This is a genomic window from Candidatus Polarisedimenticolia bacterium (assembly GCA_035764505.1).
Lineage (GTDB): Bacteria > Acidobacteriota > Polarisedimenticolia > Gp22-AA2 > AA152 > AA152.
On record DASTZC010000163.1, the window covers coordinates 1 to 13298 of the forward strand.

Here is a 13298-nt window from a genome sequence, read left to right on the forward strand (position 1 = left end):
GAGGGTCCCGCGGGGCTCCGCCTGGAAGAGGTTCTGGAGAGCGGCGAGCTGCGGGAGATTGCCCGCTCCGAGCTCGACCTGCGCGCTTCCGGCTGGTACGTCACGCCGCCGAAGACCGACTGCCGCGTGCGGGCCCATCTCGGGGTGGAGGATCGGGACGGCTTCAGGACTTTGCTTGTGAGCAACGTTCTGCGGATCCCGCGCGAGGGGGCCGGGGACGAGAGCGAATCGTGGCGCGACCCGAGGGCGCGGCGGGAAACGCAGACATCCCGCTTGGGCGGGTCTTCCCCGTCCGGGAAGCCCGACTGGCAGCGGCGCGCCGGAATTACCGGCGGATTGTCGCCGCGAGCCGCCGCCCGCCCGCCGGCGGCCGGCAGCCTGGCGCTGGTCCTGCACGCCCATCTTCCCTTCATCCGCCATCCGGAGCGGGAGTACTTCCTGGAGGAGCACTGGCTCTTCGAGGCGATCACCGAGACCTACCTGCCTCTTCTGGATCTCCTGGAGGATCTCTGCCGCGATCGCGTCCCCGCGCGACTCACCATGTCGCTGACGCCGACCTTGATGGCGATGTTGCGGGACCCGGTCCTCATGGCCAAATATGCCAGCCATCTCGACCGGATGATCGAGCTGTCCCGGCGGGAGATGGCCCGCACGCGCGGCATCCCCGAGATGCGTCCCACCGCCGGCTTCTACCGCGACCGTCTGCGCCGCTTCCGCCAGCTGTTCCACGATGAATATGGCGGGGACCTGGTGGGGGGCTTCGCGCGGCTGGAGGCTCGGGGCGTGCTGGAGATCATCGGCTGCGCCGCCACGCACGGCCTGCTGCCGGCGCTGCTGTCGCCGGAGGCGGTGCGGGCCCAGGTCCTCCTCGGAGTGCGCGAGCACCGGCGCCAGCTGGGACGGCGCCCCTCCGGCTTCTGGCTGCCGGAATGCGGCTACTTCGAAGGGCTCGATCAGGTCCTCTCGGAAGCGGAGGTCGACTATTTCTTCGTCGACGCGCACGGCTTCCGGCAGGCCTCGCACCGCCCTCGCCTCGACCTGCACGCCCCGATCCTGACGCCGGCCGGGGTCGCCGCTTTCGCGCGCGATCAGGAGACCACGGTGCAGGTCTGGTCCTCGAAGGAAGGCTACCCCGGCGACCCGGAATACCGCGACTTCTACCGCGACATCGGCTTCGACCTCGAATGGGAGACGGTGGGGGAGTTCCTGGACCCGGCGGGGACGCGCGGCATGACCGGCTTCAAGTACCACCGGATCACCGGCGCCACCGACGGCAAGCAGCCCTACCGGCGCGACATCGCCCTGCAGCGCGTGGCGGTGCACGCGCGCGATTTCCTGGAGAACCGCCGCCGCCAGATGGAATACCTGGCGCGCCCCGGCTTCCGCAAGCCGCTGGTCACCTCGATGTACGACGCCGAGCTGTTCGGCCACTGGTGGTTCGAGGGACCGGAATGGCTGGCGGCGGTGCTGCGCGAGGCCGCCGAGCACGGCATCCGCACGGTCAGCCCCGGCGACTATCTGCAGGAGAATCCGGTCACGCAGGAGTCGGAGCCTTCCACCTCGAGCTGGGGGGAAGGGGGCTATTTCGAGGTCTGGGTGAATCCGAAAACCGATTGGATCTACCCGCCGCTGCACGACGCGGCGCGGCGGCTCATCTCCCTGGTGGAGCGGCGCGGCGCCGGCAACGGCTCCATCCCGCGGGCCCTGGCGCAGGCGGGGCGCGAGCTGCTGTTGGCGCAATCCTCGGACTGGCCCTTCATCCTGCGCAACGAGACGGCGGTGGGCTACGCGCGCGAGCGGGTCCTGCGGCACCTGGACCGGTTTCGGCGGCTGGCCGACGCGCTGGAGTCGGGAGGGGTGGACGAGGCGGAGCTGGCGGCGATGGAAGCGCAGGACAATCTCTTCCCTGACCTGGACGTGGCGGTATGGAGGCGGGCATGAACGGCACGGGGCACGGCATCGAAACCTTCGTCCTGGCGGGCGGGGAGGGAAAGCGCCTGCATCCGCTCACCCGCAAGCGCGCCAAGCCGGCGATGCCTTTCGCCGGACACTACCGGCTCATCGACTTCGTCCTCACCAACCTGGTCAACTCGAACCTGCTGCGCATCCACGTCCTCACCCAATATGAGTCCTACTCGCTCATCCGGCACCTGTCGCGCGGCTGGACCTTCTCCTCGCACCTGGGGCAGTACTGCGAGGTGATCCCGGCGATGTTCGGGGAAGGGCGCGGCTGGTACCTCGGATCCGCCGACGCGCTCTACCAGAACCTGGAGCGCATCCAGCGCGACCGTCCGAAGATCGTGGCGGTTTTCGGCGCCGACCACATCTACCGCATGGACGTGCAGCAGATGGTGGACGAGCACCTGGCCTCCGGCGCGGCGGTCAGCGTCAGCGTGGTGCCGCAGCCGATCGAGGAAGCGCACCAGTTCGGCTGCCTCGACGTCGACGCCTCGATGCGGGTGGCCCGCTTCATGGAAAAGCCGGACAAGCCGCCCGCCTTCCCGATGGACCCGAGCCAGTCGCTGGTGTCGATGGGGAACTACCTGTTCAACTTCGATGCCTTGTTCGAGATCCTCCAGGCGGACCACGCCGACGCCCAGAGCAGCCACGACATCGGCCGCGACATCATCCCGCGCTGGTACGACAAGATGCACATCCACGCCTACAACTTCCTCAACAACGAGGTCCCGGGGACCAACGAGGACGAGCGCGGCTACTGGCGCGACGTGGGGACGCTGCTGTCCTACTGGCGCGCCTCCATGGACCTGGTGAGCGTGTCCCCGGTGTTCAACCTGTACAACGCCAGCTGGCCGATCCTGACGGCGCGCACCGACTACCCGCCCGCCAAGTTCGTGTTCGCCGACAAGGAGACGAACCGCATGGGGATCGCCACCGACTCCCTGGTGAGCAACGGCTGCATCATCTCGGGAGGCCACATCGATCGCTGCGTGCTGAGCCCGCGGGTGCGTATCAACTCCTACAGCACGGTGAGCGAGAGCATCCTGTTCGAGGGGGTGGACGTGGGCCGGCGCTGCCGCATCCAGCGCACCATCGTCGACAAGCAGGTGAAGATCCCCTCCGACACCACCATCGGCTTCGACGTGGAGGAGGACCGGGCCCGCGGCATCACCGTCACCGACGAGGGGATAAGGGCCGTCTCTCCCGACGTGAGGTTCGACAAGGCGTGAAGCGGATCGCCCTTTCTTTCCTCTGGCACCTGCACCAGCCGCAGTACCGCCTGCGCGGCGAGAAGTCATGCATGATGCCATGGGTGCGGCTGCACGGCATCCGCGCCTACTACGACATGGTGCGCGTCCTGGAAGAGTTCCCCGAGATCCGCCTCACCGTCAACCTGGTCCCCTGCCTGCTGGATCAGATCCGCGCCTACGAGCGCGGCGCGACCGACGCTTTCCTGGAAGCGGGCGCGGTGCCGGCCGAGGAGCTGGACGACGCGCAGAGGGCCTTCCTCATCGAGCATTTCTTTTCGGCCGGCGAGACGCGCATGATCGGCAGCCTGCCGGCTTACGCCGAGATGAGCCGCCGGCGCCACCAGGCGCTCCGCGTGCGGGGCCGGGAGGAGGCCTGGAAGGAGTTCTCACCCGCCGATTTTCGCGACCTGCAGGCGCTGTTCGATCTCTCGTGGTTCGGCTTCAAGGCGCAGGAGGATTTTCCCGAGATCCGCGCGCTGCGGGGGCAGGGGCGTGGCTTCCTCGATGCCGACATCCGCCGCATCCATGCGATCGAGCGCGAGATTCTGGCGCGTCTGATTCCCCTGTACCGGCGCGCCGCCGCCTCGGGGCAGGCGGAGATCTCCTCCTCGCCTTACGCCCATCCCATCCTGCCGCTGCTGTGCGACACGCAATCGGCGCGCGAGGCGCTGCCCGACCTGACCCTGCCGTCGCGGCTGCGCGCCCCGGAGGACGCGGAAAAGCAGATCGCGCAGGCACTCGACCTGATGGAGCGCGAGATCGGCGTCCGGCCGAAGGGGATGTGGCCCTCGGAAGGCTCGGTGAGCCAGGAGACGGCGCTCCAACTGGCGCGCTGCGTCCGCTGGGCCGCGAGCGACGAGATGGTCCTGGCGGCCTCCGAGCGGGAGGAGGAGGCCGACCCGTCGATGCCGTGGCGGCTGGCGGAGGCGCCAGGGCTCGACCTGGTGTTCCGCAATCACGAGCTCTCGGACCGCGTCGGGTTCACCTACTCGGGGAAGAGCGCGGCCGAGGCGGCGGGAAACTTCCTGGCTTTCGTGGGACAGCGTGCCGAGGAGCGGGCGGACGATCCGGGACTGCTGCTGGTGGCCCTGGACGGAGAGAATCCCTGGGAGAACTATCCGGCGGCCGGGGCCGATTTCCTGCGCGGATTGTACGGGGCGCTGCTCGGGAACCGGAGAATCCAGTGCCTGCCGGTCGGTGAGGCGATCGAAGCCGTCCCGCGCCGCGGCCTGCTGGGGCGCCTGCGCGCCGGCAGCTGGATCGGGGCGAATTTCGGGATCTGGATCGGCGGAGCGGAGAAGAACCGCGCCTGGGAGCGGATCCAGGATGCACGACGCGAGCTGGCGCCCATGTTCTCCGATCCGTCGCTGCCGGCCGCCGCGCGGGAGGAGGCGTGGGCCTCGCTGCGCGCCGCCGAGGGAAGCGACTGGTTCTGGTGGCTCGACGCGCAGTTCAGCAGCAACTACCGCGCCGAGTTCGATCGGATCTTCCGCTCCCATCTGAAGCAGGCGTACGAGGCGCTGGGCCGGACGCCTCCGGAGATCCTGGAAGAGGCGATCCCGGCGGCCGCCACGCTGATGGAAGAACCGCCGCCGCCGTTGCCGGCCGTGCGGCTGGAGCCGCGCATCGACGGCTTCGAGAGCGATTTCTTCGAGTGGGAAGGGGCGATCCGGCTGGCGGGACGCGCGCTGGAGCGCCGCGGGACCATGGAGCGGGCGCAGCGCAGCGTCGATGCGCTGGAGTTCGGCTTCGCCAGCGCCGGGGAGTTCGTCCTGCGCCTCGACCCGGCGCCGGGAAAGGCGGCCAGCCTGTTCGGCGCGGCAGGAGTGCAGGTCACCTTCCGCACCGGTCCCGAGTCGCGCCACCTGACGCTGGCGCTGGACGAGGCGGGCAATCTGAAGAGCGCGAAGCGCTGGAGCGGCGCGCCGGACGGGGACAAATCGATCGCCGCCTTCGAGCCGTCGAAGGCGCGCGCCGCGGCCCGCAAGATCCTGGAGCTCGCCGTTCCTTCGGAGGAGGCGGGGCTGGTGCCGGGCGGCCGGGCCACCTTCCAGGTGCGCCTGCGCCGCGGCAGCGAGGAGCTGATCCTCGAAGAAGTCGAGATGACCGTCCCTGATTTCGCGGCCGGCGGCGGGCAATGGAGCGTCTCGTGATGCGGCGCCGGAAAGCGCGGCGGAGCGCCGCATCCGGCCGGGGGCGGGTGCAAATCGCCGGTCCAGACGGTATCATCTTGCCGCGGCAGGGCCGCCTTTTGGAGGATGCTTGACCTCGGAGCTGCGGAAAGATCCGGTCATTGGACGCTGGGTCATCATCTCGGGAGAGCGCAGCCGCCGCGCCAATCCCTTCCGCCATTACACCAGCACGATCGAGAGCGCCGGAGCTTGTCCTTTCTGCCCCGGCCACGAGGCGATGACGCCGCCGGAGGTGCTGTCGTACCACCTGGCGCCCGGCGAAAGCTGGAACCTGCGCGTCGTGCCGAACCTGTTTCCCGCCCTGCGCATCGAAGGGGATCCCAACAAGCGCGGCGAAGGGCTGTACGACCTGATGCGCGGCATCGGGGCGCACGAGGTGGTGATCGAGAGTCCCGACCACGAGGCCAATCCCGCCACCTACACGCCGGAGCAGATGGCCCGCGTCATCCAGGCCTACCGCGACCGGATGATGGACCTGCTGCGCGACGGCCGCTTCCGCTACGTCATGGCCTACAAGAATCATGGCGCGTCGGCGGGAGCGACGCTCGCGCACGCCCACTCGCAGATCATCGCGCTGCCGGTGGTCCCGGTGCGGGTGATGGCCGAGATGGAAGGCTCCGAGAAGTATTTCGATTACCGCGGCCGCTGCATCTACTGCGACATCCTGGCGCAGGAGCTGGACGACCCGAAGCGCGTGGTCGTGCAGAACCACCACTTCGTGGCGATCACGCCGTTCGCCTCGCGCTTCCCGTTCGAGATCAGCATCCTGCCGCGCAAGCACGAGTCATTCTTCTGGGGGGCCGGCCACGAGGAGGTCATCTCGCTCGCGGAGATCCTGCAGGACGTGCTGCGGCGCTACCGGCTGGCGCTGAAGGATCCTCCCTACAACTACATCATCCACACCGCTCCTCCGGGCTATCCGGCGCCGGAGCGCTACCACTGGCAGGTCGAGGTGATCCCGAAGCTGACGGAGGCTGCGGGATTCGAGTGGGGGAGCGGCTTCTTCATCAACCCGATGCCTCCCGAAGAGGCGGCCGCGCGGCTGCGGGACCTCGAGCGGGTCATGGACGTCCCCGAGGGGCACTTGCTGCAGACTGCCGCCACGCGTACCGGTGGAAGCTGAGATCTGGCTGGCCGCGTCGGAATCGAGGCCGCTGGCCCAGAGCGGCGGCCTGGCCGACGTGCTGCGCGCGTTGCCCGACGCGCTGTCCCGGCAGGGACGCGCGGTGCGCCGCTTCCTTCCTGCCTATGGGTTCCTGGATCACTCCGCGTTTGCCGCCGAAGGTCCCAGCATCCCCGTGAGGCTGGGGCCGGCCCTGGTGCCGGCATGGTTCCTCTCCCGCCGCGAGCCTTCCGGGGCGATCACCACGCTGGTCGAGAATGCCGAGCTGTTCGACCGCGAGGGTATCTATGGACCGCCCGGCGGCGCCTATCCCGACAACGCGCGCCGCTTCATATTTTTTGCGCGGGCCGTGTGCGCCTGGGCGGCGCAGCGCGAGCAGCCTCCCGCACTCCTGCACGTGCACGACTGGCACGCCGCGGCGATCCCGCTTCTGCTGCGGCACGCCTATCCCGGAAAGAACCCGCCGAAGAGCGTGCTGACCATCCACAACCTCGGCTACCAGGGGGAATTCGGACCGGAGGCGGTGGAATGGATGTCTCTTGATGCCGCCGCGCGCCGGCATGCCGGGCGCGAAGGGGCTTTCCTGCCCGGAGGAGGCATCAACATCCTGCGGGCGGGAATCCTGGCGGCCGACGCGCTGACCACCGTCAGCCCCACCTATGCGCGCGAGATCCTGACGCCCGAGTTCGGCTGCGGGCTCGATGGCGAGCTGCAGCAATGCGCCGGGAAGCTGCACGGCATCCTGAATGGCGCCGACTACGATCTGTGGGATCCCGTGCGCGATGCGGCGCTTCCCAGGACCTACGACGCCGGATCGCTGGAGCGCAAAGCGGAATCTTCGAAGGTGCTGCGAGAGAGATTCGGTCTGTCAGCCTCGGAAAGACCGATCCTGGGAGTCGTCACCCGCCTGGTGCCGCAAAAAGGGATCGACGTCGTGCTGCGTGCCGCCGAAGGGCTTCTCGCTACCGGCGCCGACCTGGTGGTGCTGGGATCGGGGGAGCAGGGGATGGTCGACGAGCTGGAGAGGCTGCGCGCGCGGCACCCTGAGCGGATGGGGGTTTACATCGGCTACGACGATCCGCTGTCGCACCTGGTAATCGCCGGCAGCGATCTCCTGTTGATTCCATCGCGCTACGAGCCGTGCGGTCTGACGCAGATGTACGCCATGCGTTACGGAACGCTGCCGGTGGTGACGTCGACCGGCGGGCTGGTCGACACGGTCAAAGACGCGAGCCAGACCGGCGGCACCGGCTTCGTGATGCCCCCCCACTTGAACGAGGAGACGCTGGTTGAAACCGTCCGGCGCGCCCTGCAAGTCCGGACCTCAAATCCAGACGCGTGGCGCCGGCTGCAAACCACCGCGATGGCCGCCGATTTTTCCTGGGACCTCGCCGCCCGCCGCTACCTCGAGATCTACTCGCACCTTTAGTGTCGCGTATCGGAAATCCCGTTGCATTCGGCCGTCGATCCATCCCGGCTTGCGGCGTTGCGTCTCGCCAGTACCGGATGGTACGCGGCGCTTCGTCGGTGGAGCGGCCCATAGGCCGCGGCGCCTTGCAATCCGGGCGGCTCGACGGGCTCGGTGCTAACGTGATTTCCGACACGCAACACTCCTCCCAATAAACAACGAGCCCTTACCGAGAGCGCTCCATAGAAAATGTGGGCAAGATCGTGCGACTTCCTTGCTTATCAAAAGTACTTGGTGGTATAAAGTAAGCAGGAACCCGGGGACCTGAGGAGGGCGGGCTCATGCGGATCGACATCGTCGTCGTCTACATCCAGCGGTACGAGCAGGGGCACGAGGTCGACTTCGTCCCGCCGATCACCGGCATCCATCTGGCGGCGATCACGCCGGCTCCGCACCAGGTGAGGGTGATTCACCAGCAGGTGGAGAAGATCCCGCTCGACACCGACGCCGACCTGGTGGCGCTCTCGTTTTTCAGCGGCTTCGCACCGGAAGCCTATCGGCTGGCCGCCGAATTCAGGCGGCGCGGCAAGATCGTCGTCGCCGGAGGGCCGCACGCGACTTTCTCGGCGGACGAAGTCTTGCGCTACTGTGACGCGGTGGTCATCGGCGAGGCTGAGTCGGTCTGGGCGCGGCTCCTGGAGGATGCCGAGGCCGGGCGCCTGCAGTCGCGCTACGAGGGCGAGCCGTCCTCGATGCGAGGGATCCCGACGCCCCGCTACCACCTCCTCCCGAAACGCTTCTTCGTGCCGCGCGTGGTTCAGGCGACCCGCGGCTGTCCGTTCACCTGCTCCTTCTGCACCGTGCCGACTCTCAATCCGGGCTTCCGCATGCGGCCCGTGGACGAGGTGCTCGAGAACATCCGCTACGAGGACTTCCCCTACTGGTGGCAGCGGAAGATCGTCTGGTTCTGGGACGACAACCTGACGATCCGGCGCGACTATGCCCGCGAGCTGCTCACGCGCATGGTGCCGCTGAAGCGCTGGTGGCTGTCGCAGGCGAGCATGGACATCGCGAAGGATGAGCCGCTGCTCGACCTGATGCAGGCCTCGGGCTGCATCGGCATCTTCTTCGGCATCGAATCGTTTGGCGAGGAATCGCTCGCGGACGCGCGCAAGCGGCAGAATCGCGTGGCGGAGTACCGCGAGCGGATCGAGGCGCTGCACCGGCGTGGCATCTGCGTGATGGCCGGCTTCATCGCGGGCTTCGACGGCGACACGCCCGACGCCATCCGTGCCATGGCCCGCCAGCTCTACGACATCGGCGTCGACGTTCCGTTCCTGAGCATCCTGACCCCCTACCGTGGCACCGCGCTGCACGCCAAGCTGGAAGGCGAGGGGCGCGTGCTGCCCGACCGCGGATGGGAGCACTACAACGGCTACAACGTCTCGTTCCTTCCCGCCCGGATGACGCCGGAGGAGCTGCTTGCCGCGCACCGGGCCCTGTGGAAAGAGGCGTTCTCAGTTCGCTACTCCGCTCGACGGATTTTCCGCGCGCTTTTCCGCCTGCGCCTGGGCGCCTTCCTGATGTGCGCCATGATGAACCTCTTCTACTTTCTGAAAGCGCTGCGCGGAAACAGTCCCGCCTGGTTCGGGGAGTCTCATCGATACGATGACTTTCGGCATCTGCCGGGAACGCAGGCGGCATCGGGGCCCGTTGACAGAATGGCCGTGGGAAACGCTATGATGGGGTCAGGTTCTCAAACGCAATCAAGGACAGAGAAGAGCGCCGCCAGATAGCTCGATAGCCTCTGCGGCGTGGGCGGGGAGCGGAGCGTGTGGCGACATCTGCTTGGCATCGGGGCCGCGACCGCCTCCTTCCTCCTGTCGAGTCCTGTCTCAACGCTGTCCGACCCTTCCCTCGAGATCAAGGATTACCTGCCCATCCGTGAGGCCGCCGGCGGGCAGATCAAGGCCCTGCCGCCGAGCGCATCACCCGATGCGCAAACAGAAACTCCACGCGCGATAGGGGAGAGGAGTCCAGGCGCAGCTTCGGTGCCGCCGGAAATCTCGCCCCCGATCTCCGTGCCGGCGGTGAGAGAAGCCTCGGCGCCTCCGGGGAGCGCAGCCGGCGCGCCGGCGCAAGCGCAGCTGGACAGGATTGTCTCGATCCGGACGGTCCGGGTGGCGGCGCCGCCCGGCATGCCGGGAGCGAGCGAGCCGGATCTCGACCTCGACCCGCTCGACCTGGCACGCATGGCCATTTCAGTGACGGCGTCGCGCGTGACGGAGGCTGGCCAGGCTCCATATCCGGTGTTCGTTTCGGGCAATGCCGGGGAAAGCTGGGAGCGAAGCCTCGGCTTGGGGCCTTTTCCGATCGCCGACCCGGGGCTGGAGTTCGATGCCGGGGGACGGCTCTATTTGAGCGCCTTGGATGCCTCGGTACCCGGCGGCTCGCGCGGCGTCGTCGTGGCCCGCTCCGACGACGGAGGACGAAGCTTCACTCACCGTGGCTTCGCCATGGACGCCTCCACCTCGTTCCTGTTTCCCGACGGCAGCCGCCACTCCGGCTGCAATGCGGGCGGCGGGCCGCTCTTCGATTACCCGAAGCTGACCGCGGACCAATCGGCAAGGTCGCCCTTCCGCGGCGCGATCTACCTCTTGGCGCTGGCGGAAGGATTCGATCGGAATGGGGACGGCGTATGCGAGGGGGGAGCCTACGTCATCATCCGCACACGGGATGGCGGCGAAACCTGGGAAGGTGGGCGGGTCTTCGAAGGGATGCAGCTGCACACGAACCGTCTCGCGGTCAGCCCCGATGGCTCAATCACCGTAGCGCAGGCGGTGGACGGAACCGGGCCGGGAGGACGCCGCCCCGAGATCCGGATCCACCGGTCGACCGACGGCGGCGCGACCTTTTCATCGGTTCGCGCCTTTCCTGCCGGCGCGGCACTCGAGCCATCGACGACCTGGGTGGCGGCCGATCCGTCCGATGCGGCGAAGCTCTACGTCGCGTTCGAAGGAAGAGTGAAAGGGGGCGACGAGATCGGCCACGTCTTCGTCATCCGATCGATTGATTCTGGCGCGACGTGGCAGCAGCCGGTGCAAGTCGATTCAGATGACCACGACGGAAGCCAGAGCGAAGCGCTTCGTCCCGCACTCGCTGTCTCGGCTTCCGGGCGGCTCGATCTGGCCTGGTTTGACTATCGCCATTCGACGCCCGGGCACCTCGCCGCCAATCGCCAGGCAGGCGATGTCTACTTCGCCACCTCATCCGACGGCGGCGCGACCTGGAGCCGCAACCTGCGCCTCAACAAGGTCAGTGCGCCGGCGATTTTCGCCCCGGGAAACGCCTTCCTGACGCTGCTCTCCCAGCCCGACCGGGCGCTGGCCGCGTTCGCCCTCGACACCGACGCCAACCACCTCTACGAGACCTGGCTCGCGGAGATCCGCTTCCGCTGACAGGCCTTGGTATGTTTAACTGCTGCCCAGAGCTGGCTGCGTGCGCCATGCTCGCGGTCCGGCAAACGCGTCGGCGTCCGAACCGCCGAAGCTTGATGATGCGTCCAGGAACCAGTTAGGGATACCGAATGAAGCCTTTCATCCGCATGACACGCCTTCCCTACCAGGAGGCGCACCAGGTCCACCTGGTGGTGGTCGCCTCGAACGGGCGGCAGATGGGCGAGATCGAGGTCTATTCCAATGCCGAGGGTCTCGCAGCTCTTGCCAGCAAGGTGCGTGGATTCCCAAAGGAGGAGGGTGACACCGTGTCCTGGGAGCTCGGCTCCGAGCGTCCTGAGGATCATTTCGCCTTCTATCTTCGGCTCCGGGTCTTCCAGGTCGCGGCCAGCGGACGGTGCGGCATCGAGCTCCGCTTGTGCAACCATCGCGAGCCACCGGACAGAGCCTTCGTTGAGTTCTCCATCGAGGCACTGCCCTCCGATCTCGATCGGCTCGCGGATCTGCTCGAGCGATTCAGCCGAGAGGAACTTCGCGTGCTTGAATGGAACGTCGATGATGGCGAATTAAGTTAGGATAGCTCGGACTCTTCCCTTCAGTTTCCGGCCACGAAAGGGTGATTTGTCCCTTTCCAGAGAGAGGCCGTTCCTATGGGATTGGAACGGGAACAGCCTGGCTGTCCTTCCAGTCCGGCCATTTCACCATATTGAACCAGTTACCCTTCTCGAAGATCCAAAATTCAATATCTTGGCGAACCAATTCCTGATTCCTTGACCACACCTTGTCTGTCTGCTGATGTACCTCGGCAGTCACTCTTGCTGTATCCCCATGAATGCTGATGTCTTGCAGAATGTAAGTAACGAACCTTCGACGATGCCATATGGATTCCATGGTTCGGACGTAAGAATCTCGATCGACTTCCTCTCGGTAGTCGAGCCATGCCAAGTCCCAGGCTTTGTCGAATTCCCTTCTATTTATGACACCGTAATAAGCTCCAACACGATTTACCAGTAAGGCAATATCCGCCATATCTGTTCTGTCCGGCGGCGAGGGGGATGATTGTTGAGCAGGATTGGGGCCAAAGCGCATGACAAGCTGAGACTTTGCCTCCGCAGACATACTCTGGCCTCCCAACGCTTGCGTTACTTCGTTAAGCAAGTTCTTTTCTTCAGCCTTCACATTCTGTACTCGATTCAGGTAAGTTTGGAACGAGGCGCTTACGGACGGATTGTCGCCGAGCTGCCCAAGCCTGATCATCCAGCCTATTGCCAGTGCATCTTCAATGCGAGCGCGCTCCAGGAAAGCAGATGTAGCACTTCCCAGCCAACCATCGATGGCTTCCCTAGGATAATCACGCAGCATCTTGTCTCGAAGTCTGTCGACAATCACAGCCATGATGTTGCTACGCACAAGGCCATCGTCCGTAGTAGTAATGGCAGTCGTTAGAGTCTCGTAGTAAGGTCCAACCTTCAGGTGAGAGACAATAATCTGTGGATCCTCAGACTTGCACCACCTGGGGGCAGACCGCCCCTCGCAAGGCCAAAGCTCATTCGCCCACAGCTCGGACCAAGGGTTACAGTGGTGGTCGGAATAGAGATGAACTTGCCGGGTGAGTACAGGATCGAGACCGGCGAGTCTTGACGGCCTAGGGTTACACCCAAAGGCTAACACTCTACCGACGATGACTTCGTCCATGAACTTCGGTCCAAATCGTACGCCGTCGGAGGAAAGCTCCTTCGCGAAAATCAGATCATGTTGGGCCAGTCGAACCCATTTGTCCGATCTGGCGCCAAGAAGACATGACAGCACCAGGACCAAGAAGGAGCCAGCAAAGCCACGCAGTGGGGCATTAGGGCCTTGCGAGGATCCTCCGTCGCGCAGCCCGCCTCCCTTTTCGTCCGGTGCAATAGT

9 protein-coding genes are annotated in these 13298 nt (G+C 66.2%); 8 read left to right on the forward strand and 1 reads right to left on the reverse strand.

Features of this window, described 5'->3' with window-relative positions; genetic code table 11:
* From VFW45_10885 to VFW45_10920, 8 genes are all read left to right on the forward strand, one after another.
* Positions 1-1941: 1,4-alpha-glucan branching protein domain-containing protein (locus VFW45_10885; protein HEU5181290.1), on the forward strand; the 1941-nt coding region annotated here is incomplete at its 5' end.
* On the forward strand, positions 1938-3188 hold the full coding sequence (glgC, locus tag VFW45_10890) for a glucose-1-phosphate adenylyltransferase (GenBank protein HEU5181291.1): 1251 nt from the start codon (positions 1938-1940) through the stop codon (positions 3186-3188). The genes VFW45_10885 and glgC, both read left to right, overlap by 4 nt.
* On the forward strand, positions 3185-5362 hold the full coding sequence (locus VFW45_10895; protein ID HEU5181292.1) for a glycoside hydrolase family 57 protein: 2178 nt from the start codon (positions 3185-3187) through the stop codon (positions 5360-5362). Before glgC ends, VFW45_10895 begins: the two co-directional genes overlap by 4 nt.
* A gap of 109 nt (positions 5363-5471) precedes the next feature.
* Positions 5472-6524, forward strand: a complete 1053-nt coding sequence (locus VFW45_10900; GenBank protein ID HEU5181293.1) for a DUF4931 domain-containing protein — start codon at positions 5472-5474, stop codon at positions 6522-6524.
* Positions 6514-7953, forward strand: a complete 1440-nt coding sequence (locus VFW45_10905) for a glycogen synthase (GenBank protein ID HEU5181294.1) — start codon at positions 6514-6516, stop codon at positions 7951-7953. The genes VFW45_10900 and VFW45_10905 overlap by 11 nt, the downstream gene beginning before the upstream one ends.
* Before the next feature lie 320 nt (positions 7954-8273).
* Positions 8274-9728 (forward strand): radical SAM protein, encoded by a 1455-nt coding sequence (locus VFW45_10910; GenBank protein HEU5181295.1) that lies wholly within the window; start codon positions 8274-8276, stop codon positions 9726-9728.
* Between the two features lie 36 nt (positions 9729-9764).
* Positions 9765-11390, forward strand: a complete 1626-nt coding sequence (locus VFW45_10915) for a hypothetical protein (protein HEU5181296.1) — start codon at positions 9765-9767, stop codon at positions 11388-11390.
* A gap of 128 nt (positions 11391-11518) precedes the next feature.
* Positions 11519-11962, forward strand: a complete 444-nt coding sequence (locus VFW45_10920) for a hypothetical protein (GenBank protein HEU5181297.1) — start codon at positions 11519-11521, stop codon at positions 11960-11962.
* Between the two features lie 73 nt (positions 11963-12035).
* Here the strand turns inward: VFW45_10920 and VFW45_10925 are convergent.
* Positions 12036-13298, reverse strand: a 1263-nt coding sequence (locus VFW45_10925; GenBank protein HEU5181298.1) for a hypothetical protein, incomplete at its 5' end; no start/stop codon positions are given.